Here is a 20712-nt window from a genome sequence, read left to right as displayed (position 1 = left end):
ATAGATCTTGCACAAAAAAAGAGGATAACAGAAATATCGATAAAGCGTAATTGACGAAAAAGTGTAGATTTTTGGGGTTTATTGGTCATGGTACGTTTGGTTCGGTTGACCGAAAGGGAGTATGAATAAACCAATGAGAAAGGAGCTTTATTCATGAGAAGAGGAAAACGGAAATGGTTGATGGCCGCATTGGTAATGGCACTAATAGTGAGCCTGTGTGTACCGGGCGATCTGGCAGGGCGGGCTCATGCGGAGGAAGCAGCGAATCTTCTTGCAAACGGAGGATTTGAGTCAGGGACGTGGCCATTAAAAACAGGCACTATGCTTGATACAGCAACCAAGCATAGCGGCAACCAGAGCGCTAGTATGAGTGGCACAGCCTCAAGTCAATATCTGGGGAGCGGATTAATTCCCGTGCAAGCCAGTGCGGTCTATGATTTAACGGCCTGGATTAAAACAGCTGGAATATCCACAACGGATGCGGCCAGCATCAATGTCCTTATGATCGGCAACAGTAATAACTCGCTGGGGTGGTACAGCGGAGCTATGAAGCTGATTCGAACTGGCGGTGATCAGGATTGGACGAAATTTAAGGTCGAGCTAAGCGCATTTACTTCTGGCACCGCTTACATCAGAGTGTATGTTCGCCTGGATGCCAATGTTTCCGGCACCGTGTGGTTCGATGATCTTGCGGTACAAACCTCCGGCAATACATTGGCGAACGGGGGATTTGAGTCTGGCTTGTGGGCGATGAAGAAGGGTGCCATCTGGGCGGACACCGCCGTACGGCATAGCGGAAACACTAGCGCCGGTATAACCGGGGGGACTGAAGGTCAATATTTGGGGAGCGTCCTGATTCCGGTTCAAGACGATGATGTGTATGATTTGTCAGCCTGGATTAAAACGACAGGAGTATCCAGCAATGACGGCGCCAGTGTCAATGTGCTGCTGGCTGACGCAGATATGAATTCCTTGGGCTGGTACAACAATGCCATGAAGTTGATGGGGACCGGGGGTACGCAGGACTGGACGCAATATTCGGCGGAACTGGACCATCTGCTTCCTGGTACGGCATACCTCCGGATTTACGTTCGTCTGGATGCTAATGTCTCTGGTACTGTATGGTTCGATGATCTTGCACTCAAATTGAAAGAGTTGGTGATTGGCACCGACGGTCCTGTCGGCAACATTGTAACGGCAGACAATCTGGCATCGTTGGATCTTACCATGAAGAACAACGCCGCCCAAGACAAGGATGTGCATGTAACGTACAGCTTAAAGGGTGCTGATTCCAAGGTATTTCCCGGGGGGAGCTTTGATGCTCATGTGACGGCAGGCTCGACGTATCGGAGTTCAGTCAATTTGTCTGCTCTGAACCGCTTTGGGCTATACACGTTGTCTGTGGCAGCCCAGGAAGCGGGAAAGTCTGCCCTCACGGAAGCGTTTACCTTTAGCCTGGTTGATTCGCCTGCGGATCCCGTAACGGATAATAGTTTTGGAACGGCTCTTCACTTGATGGGAAAAACCGACGCCAATCTGGTTGACACGTATCTTACACAGGTTGCGGATACGGGCATCAAGTGGATCAGGGATGACGCTCGGTGGGAAAAGGCGGAAACCACAGCGGGGCAAATTGGGATTCCTGCCTCCTGGGATTTGTTTGTGGACACAGCGATATCCAAAGGTCTTCATCCGATCTTAATTATTGATTACGGCAATCCGTTATATGACGGGGGCAAAGCGCCTTACACGGATGAAGGTATTGCTGCTTACGCCAATTATGCAGGCAAGCTGGCCGAGCATTTCGTGGGAAAGGTGGATCATTTTGAAATATGGAATGAATGGAATATCGGCGGCGGGAACCCGGATCGTCTTTCCCCCGAAGCCTATGCCAAGGTGCTGAAGGCAGCATATGCAGCAATAAAAGCAGCCAATCCCAATGCTTTCGTTATCAGCTGCGCCACATCCGGAGCGGATGCGGAGTGGATCGGCCGCGTTCTGGCGGCAGGGGGATATGGCTATATGGATGCTGTGTCCATCCATCCCTACACCTACCCGGTGAACCCGGATGACGGAGGCTTCGCTGCCAGTCTGGCAGCCATTCATAATCTGTTCGCCGCGTACGGTCCTGCGAAGCCAGTCTGGGTGACGGAAATCGGCTGGCCTACCAGTGAAGTACTCGATCGCGGAGTAAGCGAGCGGACATCAGGCGCATATGCGGCTAGAGTCTACACGCTTGCCTTGAGCAGCGGCATTGCCGAGAAAGTGTTCTGGTATGATTTTAAAAATGATAACAAGCCAGAAACAAGTCTGGAGGGTCACTTTGGCCTTGTCAGGGGGGATCATGAATCAGTCCCTTGGTCGGCCAAAGAAAACTATATTGCCTACCGTGCTGCAGTCTCCAGACTGTCCGGAGCTTCGTATGTGCAGTCGTATGCCCCAGGGGATCGGGTACAGGCATATCAGTTCCATCGAAGTCACGACGGCAAGGACGTGATTGTCGCTTGGAGCCAAGGCGATTCCAAGCAGCTTCTGATGCAGCTTGGGGCTTCCACCGCCACGGCTTACGATTTATTTGGCAATCGTACCGCGCTCTCTGCGGGGACAGACGGAACGATAATGCTGCCGGTTTCGGAGGAGCCGGTTTATGTTGAAGGGAATTTTGCTCCGGTCATCAGCGTTAAAGATCCGTACAGTCTGGATGTTTATCCGCAGTTAACAACGTCACCGGAAGGAGATCAGTGGGCGGCAGAGATTCGCATTCGCAATCAACTGGATATTGCCCAATCTGGAACGGTGCAGATTTCAGGTTCAGGTCCTTGGGAGAATGGCAGCGTTGCGCAGCCATTTACGGTTATGCCCAATTCCACGACAACCGTGACCTACCTATTTACGGGAGAGCCGGAGGCCGTTTTGTACGATCTTAACATCCTGACCATTCTGGATAATGGGGCGGACACGGTGGTGAAACGAAAGCTTAGCTTCATGGCGGCGGAGCAAACGGATCAGCCTCCCGTAATTGACGGCATGATGAGCGCAGGAGAATGGGCTGGCGCCAGGCCCATCGCTATTGACCAGGCTTTCCAATCTCATATCGCAGATTGGGGGGGAACCAACGATCTCAGCGCGACAGGATATCTGCAATGGGATGCGGATAATTTGTACCTGGCCGTGTCAGTTCAAGATAATATTCATGCTCAAAGCGGTACAGGCAGCGACATCTGGAAGGGCGACGGCATTCAATTTGCCATTGATCCGGGGAGGAAACTGGGTTCCTCAACGCTGGGGTACAATGAAATGGGGCTTGCGCTTAACGCGGATGCATCCAATGTCATCCTATGGAGATGGAAGACTCCGGCAGGCGCGGGAGGGTTGAATAGTGTACAACGAGCCGTCTATCGCGACGCCAGCAGCAGTACAACTGTCTACGAAATGGCTATTCCGTGGACGGCCTTGCTGCCCGCGGGGATTGCTCCGACTGCAGGCGCCGACTTCGGATTCTCCCTGCTGATTAATGATAACGACGGCTCCGGTCGACGTGGCTGGATGGCGTACATGGGTGGGATTGGCGAATCCAAAGATCCTAAAGCCTTTGGGGATTTGCTGCTGGTTGTGCCGGAGTAGCACTCAAGAAGCTAAGTCACAGCCAGTTCATAGATGATTGGAAGGCTCATGATGGCAATCATGGGCCTTTTATCTTTTGAAGCATAAAAAGGGAAGCCTTCCACAAAAAAACGATGCTGCGCACACTGACGAAAATGAAGATTCGCACAAAACTTGATGATTTCTCAGTCCTCGCCTTGCATGCTACCGTTAGAGCTGGTTTTTACAACGACAGGAAAAAGAAAGGAAGTGGCATTCATAGACATGGATACGGGTACGTGGAAATCGCAATGGATCGCGTATGCCGAATGTACCGGCGATGTGTCCCCGGTTTTCAGAAAAAGCTTTACACTGCCATCGGAATGCAAGGGGAACGTATATGCTCGCATTAGCGGACTCGGCTTTTATGTGATGAAGATTAATGGTCGCCGCGTGGGCGAAGATATCATGCAACCGGCGTTTACCGCTTATGACAAGACGGTGTTGTTCAATGTTTATGAGGTGAATGAATATCTTGCGCCCGGCGCAAACGTCATCGAGGTGACACTGGGCAACGGCTGGTACAATGAGCGGCAGGCCACTGCCTGGGAATTTGAACATGCGGCATGGCGGGGGCGGCCCAGAATGACCATGGAATTGATTGTGAACGGTACAATTATCCTCTCTTCCGATAGCAGTTGGGATTGCGCACCAAGCGGCACGCGATTCAACTCTTTGCGGTGTGGTGAAACGTTTGACGCGGGATACGAGGTGAATGCATGGAGAAAGGCGATCATTGTCCCGGGGCCTGGCGGTGTTATGAAGGAGCAGCGGATTCCTCCTATTCGGGTAAGGGAGCGGATTATGCCCGTGAGTGTGGTGCCTTGTCCATTGCCTGTTATTTACGATTTTGGCGTGAACCTGTCTGGCAATGTGGAAATTAAAGTAACGGGCAGCAGAGGCAGCAAGGTCACCATCCAGTATTTCGAGTTGCTTCGCTCTACAGCAACGCCAGATTTGGAGCGATACCGGCAGCATGTATACGACGAACGCTTTCAGCAGGATGAATATGTGCTGTCTGGGGACGGAACGGAGGTGTGGCACAGCGAGTTTGGCTATCACGGATTCCGCTACGCGCGAATCTACGGAGACTTCGAGACGTTGGAGGTAGAGGCGCGCTGCTTCCATACCGATCTGCCTGATGCAGGAGGTCTGGTTTGCGACAATCCTCTGATTACGGCCATTCATCAAGCGGTGCGCCGCTCCACGCTGACCAACTTTCACCACATTCCCACAGATTGTCCTCATCGAGAGAAGAATGGCTGGACCGCAGATGCTCATCTCTCCTGCGAGCAGGCTCTTTATAATTTTGCAATCGACGGTGCCTATGAGAAATGGCTGGATGATCTTGTAGAAGCTCAGCGCCCCAACGGCCGCATTCCCTGCATCGCTCCTGCCGGCAACTGGGGGTATGATCAGATGGTGTGCGGTCCTGCCTGGGACGCAGCGCTTTTCGTGGTGCCCTGGCAGTTGTACCGGTATACCGGAGAGACCCGATATTTGGAGAAGTACAGTGAGCCTATGGAAAAATATTTGGTATACCTGTCCTCTATACTCGATAACGGTATTTGCCGTACAGGCCTTGGCGATTGGTCAGCGCCGCCTTCGGCGCCTGCATTTCCAAAGGAAGCATTATTAACCGGATACGCGTATCATATGGTTGATTTGTTTGGAAAAAGTTGTGGCGTGCTGCACAAGAACGAAGGTCAGGAGCGGGCATTCAGGCTAAGGGATGTTATTAAGAGCGCATTTGTACGGGAGTACGGGCGTTTTCAGTCAGACAGCCAGGTATTCCATGCCATGAAGCTTGAGTTCGGGTTGACGAACGATGTGGCAGAAACGATAAAGAACTTGGTCAAGGCAGTAGAACTGGCGGATGATCATATTATGGGCGGGATTTTTTGCTCCAAGCTCATTCTGGATGCGCTGACAGATCATGGACGATTCGATCTGGCCTATAAGATTGCCTCCCAGCGGGATTTTCCCGGTTGGGGTTATATGACGCAGGTTTGCGCGGGTACTTTGGGAGAAAACTGGTTTGGCGGCTCGTCTATGAATCACCCTATGTTTTCCGAGATCGGTGCGTGGTACTACAAGGCTGTGGCGGGTTTTCGAATCGACGAGGGTGCCCCTGGATTCAGAAGAATCCGCCTGGCCCCCCACATCCCTGATGATATCCGCAATCTTCACGCCTGGCATGACACACCCTTCGGGAGGTTGGAAATTGCGTGGGATGAGCGGAAAGTTACCGTGTTGATTCCGGAAGGGAGCACCGCGACTTTGACGTTGGGCACTTTAGGGGAGGAACTTGGTCCTGGAAGACATAGCTTTCCCAGAGCGCGAAGCAATCCGTCATGATCACAAAAAAGAGGGTCTATCACAAAAAAAGAAGATGAGATACCACCGATAAAGCATACCGAATGAAAAGGTGAAGATTTCGCAAATCCCGGCTGCATGTTACCGTTGCATCAGATCGAATGCCGGCACAGTCGGCGAATGACAAGAAAGGAGCAATTTCCGTGCGGCACTCTCAAAATATCAAACCGCAACTCCAGCGGCAGGATAGCCTCCACGCCGGCTTGAGGCTGAGGCAGCGCCTGATGAAGCCTATTCTGCGTGACAAATATTTATATCTCATGCTCGCTCCTGTGGTTGTTTACTTTCTCTTGTTCAAGTACGCGCCATTGTTTGGCGAACTCATCGCCTTCAAAAATTACCGCCTGGCGGACGGCATCTGGGGAAGCGCCTGGGTGGGACTGGAGCATTTCCGAAAGCTGTTCTCCAGTACCGATTTCTATATTGTGCTTCGAAATACCCTGCTGTTGAATCTGTACAATTTGGTGTTTGCCTTTCCTGTGCCCGTCGTATTGGCGATTCTCCTGAACGAAGTGCGCCTTAGCGGGTACAAGCGAATGTTGCAGAATCTGCTCTACATTCCCCACTTTATTTCATGGGTGGTACTCGGCACCATTGTGATTGCGATGTTATCCCCCTCTACCGGCATCGTCAACACGATGCTGAAGTTTTTCGGATTGGAGTCCATCTACTTTATGGCCAGCAACGTATGGTGGCCGGTTTCCTTTGTGGTATCAGGCATCTGGAAGGAGGCAGGCTTCGGTACCATACTCTACATGGCGGCCATGACGGCCATTGATCCGATGCTCTACGAGGCAGCCAAAATAGACGGGGCTGGCAAGCTGCGGCAGATGTGGCATGTAACCCTGCCTGGTATTCGAAGCACAGCCGCCATTCTCATGATCCTCCAGGTGGGGCGAATCATGGACATAGGCTTCGAGCAGGTGTATGCCATGAAGAACCCCGCTGTTACCAAAGTGGCCGAGGTTATCAGCACCTATGTGTATACGCGGGGCATCGAGAATCTGCAATATAGTTACACTACAGCTCTTGGATTGTTCCAGTCTTGCGTGGCGCTGATCCTGGTCGTCAGCGTCAACTGGTTGATTAAATCCATGGGGGAACGGGGACTGTGGTAGTTCACCCGAAGAAAGGATGATTGGTATATGCAACCCGAGCGTAAACGCTTAAGTGTCTCATCTGCAGGCCATTGGGTGAACAATATCTTTTTGGCCTTGTGTGCCGCTGCTACGGTATTCCCATTTATTAATATCATTGCCGTCTCCCTCAGCGGCAGCAGAGCCATATCGGCGGGAGAGGTGTTTCTGTGGCCTGTGGAGTTTAACATTGCGGCGTATCGCAATCTCATAGAGGATGGGCAGCTTATCGTGGCCATGAAGAATACCGTGCTGATTACAGTAGTCGGGACGCTTCTGAATATGGTTTTCACCACCTTGGCCGCCTATCCCTTGTCCAAACCCGGCTTAAGAGGCAGAAGTGTTATGCTGCAAGCGGTACTCTTCACCATGTTGTTCGGCGGTGGAATGATTCCTCACTTTCTGCTGATCAACACGCTGGGGCTGGTGAATACTTACTGGGCCATCTGGCTTCCGGCACTGATCAGTGTCTACAACATGTTTGTAATGAAATCTTTTTTCGAGGGGCTGCCGGCGGAAATAGAGGAATCGGCGGCGATGGACGGCGCCAATGAATGGGTGGTGCTGCTCAGGATTATCCTTCCGCTATCTATGCCTGTCATCGCAGCGTTGACGCTGTTTTATGCCGTGGGCTGGTGGAATTCTTACATGAACGTGCTTATTTATATCCGCAGCACAGACAAGATGTCGCTGATGGTCAAGCTTTACCAGATGATTGATCTGGTCAGTCCGGAAATGCTCCGCAGTGGAGAGGGTGTCGCGCAACAGACCATTACGCCGGAAGGGATCCGTGCGGCCGCTATCGTGTTTTCCATTACACCTATTCTATGTGTGTATCCTTTCTTGCAAAGGCATTTCATAAAGGGAGTTTTGCTGGGTTCGGTCAAAGGTTGATCCGGCGTTGGATCGATATCACAGGCTGCTGTCCGGCCATGATATAATAAAAATATTCAGGAGGTCACACATGAAATTCAGACAGAAGACAAAGTGGGTTGCTTCTGCGGCTGTATTAGCGCTGGCAGGGACCATGTTTGCAGGATGCTCGAATCAAACAGAGAAAGGTGCTGGCATTCCATCAGGAACATCACCTTCAGGAACCAATGCGAGTGCAGATCCATATGCCAGCCTTCCCAAGACTGTCAGCATCTCAATGTTCGACAGAGGCGCGGTATCCAGTGACGAGGGAACATATGAAAACAATCGTTGGGTGAAGTGGATGAAGGAACAGTCTGGCATCGATGTGAAGATTGTGCCTGTTCCCCGCAATCAGGCTCAGGATAAGCTTAATGTGCTGATTGCCTCGAATCAGGCTCCAGATCTGATCTGGGAGTATGATCGTACGTATATCGGCAAGTTAATTACACAGGGCGCTATACAGCCAATCGACCAATATATTGAGAAATACAGCACTTCTTATAAGAAATACTTGCAGGAGCATCCCGAACTGAAGGCCTATCTTACCTTCGAAGGCAAGATGTATGCCGTAGCCACGGAGCGTACGCTGGATTCTGTTGCCAACCATGGCATGTGGATCAGGCAGGATTGGTTGGATAAGTTGGGACTGAAGACACCAACGACGATGGATGAACTAATCGAAGTGGCCAAAGCCTTTAAGGACAAGGATCCGGACGGTAACGGAAAGGCGGATACCGTTCCGTTGGTAGGCAGTACTACATTTGATGCCTACTCCGCCATGAATGCGGCCATGAGCAACCAGTGGTATCTGGAGAACGGGAAAATGAAGTACGGTCCCACGCTGGATCGCTTTGGAGATAGTATGGCTCTGGAGAAGCTTATGTACGAGAATGGACTGGTGGACAAGGAATATCTGACAGATAAGAACTTCCAGCGTGCCAATCAGTTGTGGACGACAGGCAAAGCTGGTATTTATGTGGCGAGCTGGGGAAGCGGCGCTATGGAAACTCATATTAAGGACATGTGGAAGAATGTTCCGGATGCTAATCCGGTTCCGCTTGAGCCCGTTTCCACCAAAAACGGCAAATTCGGTTTGTATCAGGAGACCAAGCCCTTCATATTTGTAGCTTTCAATAAGGAAATGAAAAATCCTAAGGCTGCGGTAGAATACTTGGATTGGTTGGTGGACAAAGGCTGGATGACGCTGGTCAACGGAACTGAGGGTACGCATTATAAGTTGGTCAACAATGTGCCGCAGCAGTTGGATTCGGACAAATACAAGAAAGAAGTTAGTTATGCTCCTGAATATGCAGTGCTGCGAAATGCCAAGTTTTCCCCGGCTGATCTGCTGGTGAAAGCAGCTCCCGACGCTGTTTCCCAAAAGGTCGCTGCTTTGAGTCAGAAAGGTCTGGAGACGGCGATGAAAAACACTTTCCGTCGAGATATTCCGTATCAGCCTAATTTTACGGAACTGAATGATATCCAGACAGCGCTGAAGCCTTTTATAGAGGATATTCGGGCCAAGGTGACGATGCAAGGCAACTCGTATACCGCTCCTTGGGGTCTGGAGGAAATTCGCAAGGAATGGAAACGGCTTGGCGGAGAAAAGGTAGAGGCACTGGCGCAGGATTGGTACGAAGCCAACAAGGCAAGTTTTAAATAACGACCAGAGCTAAGCTGTATGCGCCGTCGACGCCAATTACACATGTGAAAGGAACAGGAACATGAACCGTGTGCAGAATCAATGGATGAAAAAGATGATAACAGGTCTAATCATGCTCCTGTTCCTGAGTGTAACGGTATCGGCGGTGCTCTCTTACTTCATTTTCACAAATGATCTGAAGGAACGTCTTATCGGCACCAATATGGAGCTGCTGGAGCACATGGAACAGAAGCTGGAGCTAGTGCTGAAAAATGTGGACAACGAGGCCATTCAATTGGTTCAGTATGACGAGGTCAAGAAATTCTTTGACGACAACTTGCCCCAAGGGGAGCGGACCAGCAATGATTACCGGGTCGGCAGCCATATTGATAGGCTTATCCGCAGCGATGACTACCTGTTCTCCGTGGATCTCTATTCCTATTCCCAAGATCGACTGGTGTCCGGTGATATTCTTACCGAGGAACTGAGGCTGAGGGATTACGCCTGGATCAGCCATTTTGCCCAGTATGACGGCTATTCGGACTGGCTGGCCAGCCGTAAGGTGCTGATTAGTAATTCCTCCTTTCCGATTTATCGCAATGTGGTGACATTGGTTAGGACCTATCCCTTGATTCACTCTTCCGGCGCCCGCAAGGGTGCCGTTGCCGTTAATTTGAAGGAAGAGATGCTGCTGCCGCTGATTCATCATGAGGAGGATGCACAGGGTTTGAATCTGGTTTTGGATAAAGAGGGACGGGTGGTCATTCATCAAGATCAGTCCCAGCTGGGAGAGAATCTGGGCTCTATACCGTTTGTGGCGCAAATCGCAGCCGAGGGCAAGAACGCAGGCACGTTCAAGACCAAGTTGAACAATCGGGTTTCTACCGTTTTTTATAAGGTTAATCCCTATACGGGTTGGAGGATCGTGAGAATTGTCTCGGATATTGAGATGAATAAGCCCCTGCTGGTGATCCGTAACACACTGGCTGTTTTGTCCGGTGTTATACTGCTATTGGCAGTCGTGCTTGCCCTCGCAGTGGGGAGATGGACATTCAAACCGCTGAACCGTTTTCTGGGCAATCTTGCATTAAGGCTGAACGCTCAATTTCCCCAAGAATTGAGCGGTGGCGGAGAAGCGAGTCTCCGGCTGATGGAGTCCCGTTTTGAGGACATTCTGGAGAATAGTGAGCAGCTCAGGAAACAGGTTCGGGAAACCAAACCGATACTGAAATGGCAATTGATCATGGAATTGCTGTCTAACTATAAGATTAACATTGCCAATACCCGACAGTATATGGATATGCTAGGGATGCAACTGGATATGAACCGTTTTGTTGTCCTGGCTGCGGAGTTCGACCAGCGCCATGAACTGACGCCTCGGGATGTCCATCTGTACAATTACGCCCTGTGTAATATAGCGGAAGAATTGATTCATGCTGAAGGTAAAGGGATGGCAATCGAACTTGAGAACGGTTGCTGCGCCATCCTCATGAGTTTCTCCGATGGCGATGGAGAAGCCGAATTAAGGGCTGGTGTGGTAGCGGAGCTTATCAAGAATTATGTAATGGAAAATTTCAATCGCACAGTCACTATCGGCGTGGGCGGGTTGGCCGGTTCTGCGGAAGAGATTCATTTGTCTTTCAGGCAGGCCTGTGACGTGCTGGCCTACCGTTTGATTCTTGGAGGCAATACCGTTATTACTCGGGATGATGTGCAAATTGGTGAATCCGCACTGCTATATCGATTGATCGCTATGACCGACGGGATGATGGATTCGCTCAAGCTATTGGATGGGGAAAAGCTAATAGCACAGATGGATCGTTGGTTTGATGCCTTCACCCAATACGGTATTCCTCCGGAAATGATTCGGCAGATTAACTTGCAATGTTTGATGAAGGCTGTCCTGGTCGCTGGAGAAGCGGGGGTTGAGCCAGCACAACTTCGCATGCCGCAGGAAATGCGAACATCACTGCACCAGTATGAAAGTCTCGAAGACATGAAACGGTTCATGCTGGAAACGCTGCGAGAATGCATGGAAGCGATCCGTCAGAAGCGGAGCAGCCGGGAAAAGAATGATCTAATTGAAAAGGTGTTGGCCTATATTCACGGTAATTATGGCAGGGCCGAGCTTTCCTTGAATTTGCTGGCTGACGAATTTCGGGTGAGCCTGTCCCATCTCAGCAAATTATTCAAAGAGCAGACAGAAAGCAACTTCATCGATTACCTGATGAATCTCAGGATCAGCCAGGCCAAGAAGCTGTTGACCGAAACAGAGGGACGCATCCGGGATATTGCCGAGGCGGTCGGTTACAGCAATGTAAACAGTTTTGTTCGCATATTTAAAAAGTTGACTGCGCTGACGCCCACGGAATATCGAGAGCATGGGAAGAAGGACAGCGTGTAGGCCGAATGGACACAATGGGCAAACTAGCGAGCAATGCTTAGGGACGAACCTATTCATAAGCGTGGCTGTCCCTCTGAGGATGGTGGCGCTTTTCTTTTGCATGCTGGGATGCGGCGGGTTAGGATCGTTGGCGGTGCGTGATGGGAGGCGTCTAAGGGCTTGGCTTCGTGACGACGATCACGTACAGGAGATCCAGCAGGAACGTCAGGATATACAGCGTTGTCAGTAAAAGAGACTCCGGATACATGGCGTATCCCAGGATCGAGGCGCATAAAGTGCCGATCATTTTGGCGTAGGCGATGGCGAGCGACTGGCCTTTGCCTGGCTGTTTCAGCCACATGATGATGAAGAGGAGCGACATCATGAGATTGATGCCGAAGGCGGAATATTTCCCTTCCTTGTCGTGAAACTCCACGTGCATGCCATAGTGCAGCAACAGCGCCATCACGAGCAGGCCGGCGACGGAGAGATAGAGGAGCTTTTTGTGGGTTGTTTCGCGCGAAGCGTAGAGGAGAAACTGCAGGAAAATTACACAATCCAGGGCGAACCAGACGCTCGTGCCGATTTTTTGAAACGGGTCGAACGGGATAATGAAGCCGTACAGAAATTCCCACGTAAGATTGGCGCATAACGCCAGCAAGGGCATGCCGCAAGTTCGGTCGCGGAACCCCTGCAGGATGATGAGCACATAAGTGACCGTCCAGAAAAAAGCAAGCCCCAACTGCAGCCAGCGTTCCGCTTCATGATTCAAAAGGGAGTCCATGCCGCTCTTCACATCCTTCCCAAGCTCTTTCATAGATAAATATGAAGGGCTTGGGTTGTCTATGACGGGGGACGGGGGCGGTGTAGTGGCTGCCAGATATTTCAATCTATGCACTTATGCAGGGTGCGACTTGCATCGAAAAGCCGATCAACCTTTTACTCGTATTTCAATCCACGCACCCATGCAAAGGTGCGACAGCTCTTTTTGATGCAAAAGCTCTTATTTCCCTTAGCATTTGATCAAATCAAGCGAAAAATAGAACAGCTCACCTACTAGGCGGTTGAGATTATAAGGGACAAAAAAATCCCTTAGCCGCAGAGAAGCCCCCTTTGCGATTTGTAACGGTCATCCGCGACTGTTAAAGCTGTTTTCTGCCTTCAAAACGCCCAGATTTGCCCCTAAAAGACAGAAATGTCCGTTACCGATGCGAAAACCACGATAATCCGCCGGTAAGAGACGCCGCTGTCCGTTAGACGCAAACCACTCCGAACCGCAACTCCCCAATGGTCGCGGCCCCCCTCTGACACGCAGCTAAAATATAACGTGAAGCTCGCAGCCTGACACGAGCAGACGACCCAGCTGCTCGAGAAACTCCGGCCGCACGCGTTAACCCGGCAACACGGAACTTGCTCGCTCACCGCTTGCGCCCTCAAAGCGATTGAACATCGCATTGTACAGCACAGCGGCTGCCACCGCCAGCCCGGCGAGCAGGCTGAACGTCCACACATACCCGATCCACGCGCTCAGCGGGATCGACAGCGGCGCGAGCGTGCGGCCCAGCGTATACCGCAGGCTTGCCGCCGCAAAATACTGGCCGCGCATTTGCTCCGGCGCCAGCCGCGAGACGAACGCCTGCTGCGGCCCGGCCGACATCAGCTCGGCGAGCGTAAACACGGCGATGGCGAGCGTGAAGCCCCAGAAGGTGGACATCTGGCAGAACAGCACCATGCCCACCGCATAAATCAACGCCCCGCCGATAAACACGTACCGATCGCGGAACGCCAGCATCCATTTCGTGATCGCAACGGTGAACAACGCCACGAACAGGCCATTCTCGGACACGATCAGGCCGAATAACTGCTTGCCCGTCACGTCCAGGTTCCAGTCGCCGAAGCTAAAAATCGTGCTAAGCGGCACCGTTTCCTGCAGGAAAACGGGGAACAATAGATCGAGCTGCATGAACGTCTGCGACAGCAGCACGCCGGCCAGCACGAACAGCAGGAACACGCGGTCCGTGGCGATGACCCGGTAGTCGCGCAGCTGCGCGCCGACGACCCGGTACCACGGCTCGCCGGCCGACGAGCGGCGGCGCTCCGCCACAGAAGCCGGCAGCGTCTCCGCCAGCCGCCGGCTCATGAACAACGCGAGCAGCGCACAGAACACCGCTGCGCCAAACAGCACCATGTACGGGTTGTCCTTGTACAACAAAGAGCCAAGCAGCGGGCCGACGACCACGGCCATATTCGCTGCCGTATAAAAAATCGCGAACACGCTCGAGCGGTGTTCTTCCGGCACGACGTCCGCCACCATGGCTTGGCTGGCGGGCCAGTACAAAGAGCCGGCGAAGCTAGCTGCGCAGAAGCCGATAAAGCTCAGGGCCGGCAGGCCCACCGCCGGCGAGGCGGCAAGGGCGAACAGCCCATAGCCTGCGGCCTGCGCGGAAGCCGCAATGACCATCATGCGCTTGCGGCCGAATCGGTCGGCGCAGTAGCCGCCGAGCAAGTTCGCCACAACCGAGAGCGCCTGCGACAGGATGAGCAGCAGGCCTGCCCAGCCTTTGCCGAACGCCTCGGCGAAGTAAATCGATAGAAACGGAAAAAACGTCCAAAAAATTACGTTAAACGCGGTCTCCCCGCCGAGGCGGATTTTCAAATTCGTGTCCCAATCTCTGATTTTCATATAGAAGAAGCCTCTCTGATTCTTTCTGGTTGTCTATCTTTCTTTTTATACTATATTAACCTATGGTTAATAACAAGACATCCATCCGGAGACTGAATCCGGAATAGACCATTATTTCCGTACAATTTGCAACCCCGCCCCAACTCCATTACACTAAAAATTGGAACCGTTCGGAATTCCCGGCGCGCCGGCGCACCGGCGCAGCATCGCACCCTCCACGGGTGCGTGTACCGAAATAAATAACGGCAGTGAAAGGATGAAATCACCCGTGAATATGCTTAGTACGCTTTCCATGCAGGATTTGAAAAACTTCAAGCACGAGCTGACGCGTTTTATGATGACGTATAAATTTGCCCTGGATGAAATGGAGACGCGCATCGAGATTCTTGTTCAGGAATTTGAAATGCTCCACGAATACAACCCGATCGAACATACCAAATCTCGGCTGAAGTCGCCGGAGAGTATTATTCAGAAGCTGTACCGCAAGGGCGGCGATCTGTCTTTTGACGGCATCAGGGGCAATGTGAAGGACATCGCGGGCCTGCGCATTACGTGCTCGTTCGTTTCGGACATTTATGTCCTCAGTGACATGTTGAAGAACCAGAGCGACCTCCATCTCCTGAGCGAAAAAGATTACATCAAGCACCCGAAGCCGAACGGCTACCAAAGCCTTCATCTGCTGATCGAGGTGCCCGTACATATGTCGGACCGGACCGAGCGTGTCTGCATGGAGGTGCAGATTCGTACGGTGGCGATGGATTTCTGGGCGAGCCTGGAGCACAAAATCTTTTACAAGTTCAAAGAGGGCAATCAGGCGGTTCCCCAGCGTTTATTGCAGGAGTTAAAGCAGGCCGCGGACGTGGCCGCGAAGCTGGATGAGCAGATGGAGCGTCTGCATCGTGAAATTGACGAGATCCAGGCGGAGCAGTCGGACGAGGCGGCGGATTCTCTGAACCGGATTATCATTAATAATCAGCAGTTTGCGCTCCCGAAAGCATTAATGTCGGCGCTTATGAATAATGATGGGGATGAGGACAAGTCGTAGAGCGGGAGAGCTCTGAGGTAGTCCTAATTTGGAAAAAAGAGGGGATTCGGCACATGAAGGCTCAGAACTACGCGAATCACAAAAGGATGCACCCGCTGTTTCACTACGTATTGTCACTGCTCATTTTTGCGCTCATCGTGGCCGCCATGTTCGAGCTGGTGAACAGCCTCAAGGCGGGAGAGGATTTGCTGCCTGCGGTTTTGTTTTTGCTGATCACGCTGATTGTGATTGTGGTGTTTTTGCTGCTTCGCTCTTACCCGCTCAAAGCGCAGGACCGCGCGATTCGGGCGGAGGAGAACCTTCGCCATTACGTGCTGACGGGCAAGCTGTTGGATGCGAGCCTTACCCCAGGCCAAATTGCCGCGCTGCGTTTCGCATCGGATGCCGAATTTCCCGCGCTGGCGGAGAAAGCCGCTGCCGAGCGCCTCGCTCCGGATGCGGTCAAGAAGCAGATTCGCGATTGGCGCGCGGATCATGAGCGGATTTAGTTGGTACAGGTAATGCTCATACTGTGGCTTAAATAAAAAGAGAGTGTGGATGCTTCCGGCATCTGCACTCTCTTTTTTGTGAATCCCCCACAAATTTTGTCGAAACTTAGTTATTTTACACTAGGACTTCTGGTACAATTTCCATAGATGATTTCGTTACACAGAATCTGACGGATGGAGCGGTGTGCATGAGCAGGGTGGTGAAGGGGAAGGCATTTCAAGCATTTTTACATAAATGGTCTGAGGATAAAAAAGAGTACCGCAAAGTGCTCCTCCTGTTTGTCTACTTATTCTGTGTCGTATCGGCATCAACGATCGGGCGGACGGCGGCGGACACGCTGTTTTTGAGCCGGTTCGACAATTCGTACTTGTCGGTGATGTATCTGCCGCAGGCGATGGTCATGATCACGGCGGGGATTCTGTTTCAGCGGTTTTCGCCTAAAGTGCGTCTGGACACGCTGATCAAGGTGCTGATCCCGCTCATTAGTGCGCTTGTCTTGGTCTCCCGGCTGGGCGTAGGCATGGAGCTGCGCTGGGTGTTTCCGGTCATGTATATCGGCTACGATGTGTTCAATTTTCTGATGATCGTATGCTTTTGGCAGTTTGCGACTTCGGTCATGGATCAGCGCAAAGCGAAGCAAATGATCGGCCTCGTCGGCAGCGGGGGGATCGTAGGCGGGATTTTGAGCGGGTTCGGGTTAAAAGCCTTGGTACCGCTGGTCGGCACGGCGAACCTGATCTACTTCTATGCAGCGCTGCAGCTGCTTGGGATGGCGGCGGTGTACGTTATTTTACGTACGACGAAGAAGGAGTCAGCTGCAGAGACGAAGCCGGCACAGGCCGCCGCCCCTGCCGTCAAGCGGGCGAATGCGCAGAAGTCGGGGCTTTTTGCCAGCGTTCCCCATCTCAAATATGTAGCGATACTGGCCGCCGCCCTCGTGCTGTCTCTGACCTTGATCGACTACCAGTTCAAAGTCATCCTGCGGGGAACCTTGCAGAACGAGGCGTTGGCCGGCTTTATGGGGAGCTTTTACGGCTTCTCGGGACTGATTGCGCTTTTCGTGCAGCTGTTCGTCTCCGGCAAAATCATTACCCGATTCGGCGTGATGACGGCGCTGCTGATTTTTCCTGTCGTGCTGTTTGCGGGAAGCTTGGGCGTGCTTGTGCTGCCTGTGTTGGCGATGGCCGTCATGGTCAAGGGGAGCGACAAGGTCGTCGGAGACACGATCTACTCCTCGGTGAGCCAGCTCGTGATGTTTCCGGTTCCGCCGGAGTGGCGGGGCAAAGCCAAGGGTTTCCTCGACGGCATCGTTCGCAATGGTGCAAAAGGGCTGGCGGCGATCTGCTTGCTGCTTGTGACGAGGTGGGTAGCGCCGGAGGATCTGAGCTATATTGTGCTGGCGCTGCTGCTGGTGGGGATCGGGGCCGGCATCAAAGTGAAAAAAGCGTACCTCAGCACCCTCCTCGCCAATCTCAAAACTGCGACCGACGACACGCAAATCGAACTCAATTTGATGGACTCCGTGACTCGGCAAATTTTGATTGAGACGTTGGGATCTCCGGATAAACAACAGGCTCTGTATGCGTTCGGGTTATTAAAAGAAGCATCCTACGATTTGACGCCGCATGTGCGTGATCTGCTGCGGCATAGGGCGCCGGAAGTTGTGATGGAGGCGCTGTCCTATGTGGAGGAGCGGGTGCCGGCGGGGTTCGAGGGGGATGTGCAGGCGCTGCTTCACGCAGAGTCGCCGCCCGTTCGGGCCAAAGCGCTGCTCGCGCTGTCGGCCTATGCAGATGATGCGTATCTGGATGAGATCACGGGGCATTTGGACGCGGAAAAAGTGGAAATTCAGGCCGCCGCCATCGCAGGACTTGTCAAATATTACGGCATTGAGGGCATGTTCCGTGCGGTCGGCAAGCTCAAGGACATGCTGGAGAGCGGCCAGGAGGAAGAACGGATGGCGATGGCGTCGCTGTTTGGACAGATTCGGGTCAAAAACTTCTACAAACCGCTGCGCGCGCTTCTGGAGGACCGGAGTCCGCAGGTGCGGATCCGGGCGCTGGAGTCGGCGGCCATTCTGCATGTGCCTCCGCTGATTGATGCGATTGTGGCGCTGCTGCGGGACAATCAAACGCGTCGTCATGCGGTAGAGGCACTGGCCGCTTACGATGAAGACGTGGTGCTGCCGCAGCTCGCCCCGTATTTGGAAGAACGGAGCGTCCGGCTTTATATGCCGGCGGTGTTTGAGCGGATGCCGGGGGAGGCATCGGTAGGTCTGCTGTTCGCCAGCTATGCGGCGGCTCCGTACGAGCTGCGCGACCGCATCGTCGAGGCGCTGCTCCGTATGCAGCAGCTGCAGCCGCATATGGCGGTCGATGCGAAGCTGACGGAGACGTACATTTTGGAGGAAATTCAGCTGCACGGCCAATTTGCAGAGCACGGCTCCGCTATCGCAGGGGACGAACAGTATACGGAAATTGTGAAAATGGTTCAGGAAAACCGCCGGGCGATGAGCCGACGCGTGTTCCAGTTGCTGTCGCTGCTGCACGACAGCCAGACGATGCAGGCGGTATACCTGGATTGGTCGGAGGGTGACTCGCGCCAGCAGGCGAACGCGGAGGAGGTCATCGACCAGACGTTGCACGGCGCGCTGCGCACGGAAATGGCCAAGCTGATGGCGAGCCCGCGCGAGCTTGGCAAGCATGCGGCGAGCCCGACAGAGCGGACGCTGCATCTGAGCTGGCTGGCGGAGCAAGGAGACGATTGGCTCGCCCAGTCGATCCGCCACCTGCTGCAGCGGGAGTCGGGCCGAAGCGGCGACGCAGAGCTTGAGGAGCTCATGCATCGAGTGCAGCTGCTGCGCCAGGTGGCGCTGTTCCAGGGGCTGACGAGCCGGGACCTCGCCGCCATCGCCGTACGGCTTCACCCGATCGAGGTGGAGATGGGCACTGTAGTGATCCGCGAAGGGGATCCCGGGGATTCCCTGATGCTCCTCGTCGAGGGCGCAGCCGGTGTGTACCGGGCGAGCGCGAAGCTCGGCAGCCTGAAGCCGGGGGACTGCTTCGGTGAGATGGCGATTCTCACCCAGAGCGCGCGCACGGCGTCGATTGTGGCGGAAGCCGATTCGCAGCTGCTGCGGCTGGACTCGGCCGTGTTCTACGACATGATGTTCGACCAAAAAAGCATCGCCGTCGAAATGATGAAGCTTCTCTCGCGCCGACTGCGCTCGGAGCTCGCGCGCGGCAGGGCGGCGCAGGAGGCGGCGGCCGGCGCGGAGGCGGGGACAAGTGGAACCGGGGGAGAAGGGGTGTCGGCCGAGGTGCAGACTCACCATCCGGATGCAACTCCCGCTGAGGTAGCCGCAGGAATGGAGCAGGTGTTGGCGGATGAGGCAAGCGTATCGGGAACGGGACAAGTGTTGGAAGAAGCGGCAAGTGTTGCGGTGGCGGAACAGGTGTCATCTGGTGAGGGCAGACCGGTAGCGGCTATTGAGTCAGCTGCAGACGTGGAGGAAGTTGTATCCGATTTGACAAGCAACGGCGTCATCCTGCGGCGCATTCTGGTGCTCCAGAAGATTGAGCTTTTCGCCCACCTCGCGCCTAAGGACTTCGTCTGGTTAGCGCAGATGGTCGAAGAAGTCGCCTACGCGCCGGGAGATACGATCTGCAAAGCCGGCGACTTTGGCGACAGCATGTACGGCATCATCGAGGGCCGCATCCGCGTGCATCGCGGCAGCGACACGTTCGCGATGCTGGGAGAGGGCGATTTCTTCGGCGAGATGGCGATCATCGACAGCGGCCCGCGCTCGGCGGACTGCACCGTTGCCGAGCCTGCCGTGCTCATGAGATTGCATCGCGATCTCGTGTTCAGCTTCTGTTTCCAGAACATCGACGTGCTGCGTAGTATGATGCGCGTCATCGCGGATCGGCTGCGAGGGATGAACTAAGGAGCTTTAGCTCTTCCGGCCGATCGACGTGGACGGTGGCTGCAGCCCATCAAGCCGACTGGCACCGCCGGTGGTGTCGATGATGGCAGGTAATCGTTTGTTGCCCCGGTAATGCCGCGCCAATGAGGGGTTACCGGATTGTTAGAGAATAAGAGTGGTGAACCACTCTTATTTCCTGGATTTCCCTCGGCTGCGTGCAAATAGAGGGGGTAAACCGCTCTTATTGCGGAACTACTGCCCCCGAAATAATGGATTTGAAACAAATAAGCGTGGTCTACCACTCTTATTTCTCGCCATTCTCGCGAAAAGGCCGAAATAGAAGCGGTGAACCACGCTTATTTTTCTCATTACGGCACATGAACGTATGAGTGACTCATTCGACAAACAAATTAGCAGTGCCGAGCCCCTCTTAAATCACCGGAAAGTGACGTTTGTGGCGAAATAGAGGGGTCTAG

At 53.3% G+C, this 20712-nt stretch carries 11 protein-coding genes; 9 read left to right on the top strand and 2 right to left on the bottom strand.

Annotation, left to right across the window (positions count from 1 at the left end; genetic code table 11):
* The first annotated feature begins 153 nt into the window (after positions 1-153).
* The 6 genes from EJQ19_RS24610 to EJQ19_RS24585 all read left to right on the top strand — a co-directional run bounded on the left by EJQ19_RS24610 (position 154) and on the right by EJQ19_RS24585 (position 12115).
* Positions 154-3624 carry a sugar-binding protein gene (locus EJQ19_RS24610; RefSeq protein WP_126143893.1) on the top strand — a complete coding sequence of 1157 codons (3471 nt, stop codon included), beginning with the start codon at positions 154-156 and terminating at the stop codon, positions 3622-3624.
* Positions 3625-3852: 228 nt separating this feature from the next.
* Positions 3853-6000, top strand: coding sequence for an alpha-L-rhamnosidase (locus EJQ19_RS24605; RefSeq protein WP_164716707.1), 2148 nt, complete (start codon positions 3853-3855; stop codon positions 5998-6000).
* Positions 6001-6242: 242 nt separating this feature from the next.
* Positions 6243-7136, top strand: a complete 894-nt coding sequence (locus tag EJQ19_RS24600; RefSeq protein ID WP_126143891.1) for an ABC transporter permease — start codon at positions 6243-6245, stop codon at positions 7134-7136.
* Positions 7137-7163: 27 nt separating this feature from the next.
* Positions 7164-8048, top strand: coding sequence for a carbohydrate ABC transporter permease (locus EJQ19_RS24595; protein ID WP_126143890.1), 885 nt, complete (start codon positions 7164-7166; stop codon positions 8046-8048).
* A gap of 70 nt (positions 8049-8118) precedes the next feature.
* Positions 8119-9732, top strand: coding sequence for an extracellular solute-binding protein (locus EJQ19_RS24590; RefSeq protein ID WP_126143889.1), 1614 nt, complete (start codon positions 8119-8121; stop codon positions 9730-9732).
* A gap of 220 nt (positions 9733-9952) precedes the next feature.
* The gene (locus tag EJQ19_RS24585) at positions 9953-12115 is read left to right on the top strand and encodes a PDC sensor domain-containing protein (protein WP_164716706.1); all 2163 of its coding nucleotides are present in this window, start codon (positions 9953-9955) and stop codon (positions 12113-12115) included.
* 151 nt (positions 12116-12266) lie between these two features.
* Here EJQ19_RS24585 and EJQ19_RS24580 read toward each other — a convergent pair whose 3' ends face one another.
* Positions 12267-12878, bottom strand: a complete 612-nt coding sequence (locus EJQ19_RS24580; RefSeq protein ID WP_126143887.1) for a transmembrane-type terpene cyclase — start codon at positions 12876-12878, stop codon at positions 12267-12269.
* 606 nt (positions 12879-13484) lie between these two features.
* Positions 13485-14777: an MDR family MFS transporter gene (locus EJQ19_RS24575; RefSeq protein WP_126143886.1), complete on the bottom strand. Its 1293-nt coding sequence runs from the start codon at positions 14775-14777 to the stop codon at positions 13485-13487.
* A gap of 274 nt (positions 14778-15051) precedes the next feature.
* Here EJQ19_RS24575 and EJQ19_RS24570 point away from each other — a divergent pair, with 274 nt between their 5' ends.
* The 3 genes from EJQ19_RS24570 to EJQ19_RS24560 all read left to right on the top strand — a co-directional run bounded on the left by EJQ19_RS24570 (position 15052) and on the right by EJQ19_RS24560 (position 20257).
* Positions 15052-15822, top strand: a complete 771-nt coding sequence (locus EJQ19_RS24570) for a GTP pyrophosphokinase (RefSeq protein WP_126144003.1) — start codon at positions 15052-15054, stop codon at positions 15820-15822.
* 53 nt (positions 15823-15875) lie between these two features.
* Positions 15876-16310, top strand: a complete 435-nt coding sequence (locus EJQ19_RS24565; protein WP_126143885.1) for a DUF6526 family protein — start codon at positions 15876-15878, stop codon at positions 16308-16310.
* A gap of 188 nt (positions 16311-16498) precedes the next feature.
* A complete protein-coding gene (locus tag EJQ19_RS24560; RefSeq protein ID WP_126143884.1) occupies positions 16499-20257 on the top strand; it encodes an Npt1/Npt2 family nucleotide transporter in 3759 nt (1252 codons plus the stop codon).
* Positions 20258-20712: the final 455 nt, after the last annotated feature.

It is taken from the genome of Paenibacillus whitsoniae, assembly GCF_003955665.1.
GTDB lineage: Bacteria > Bacillota > Bacilli > Paenibacillales > NBRC-103111 > Paenibacillus_E > Paenibacillus_E whitsoniae.
Note: the sequence above shows the minus strand (reverse complement) of the source record. Positions and strands in the feature narration are given on the sequence as shown.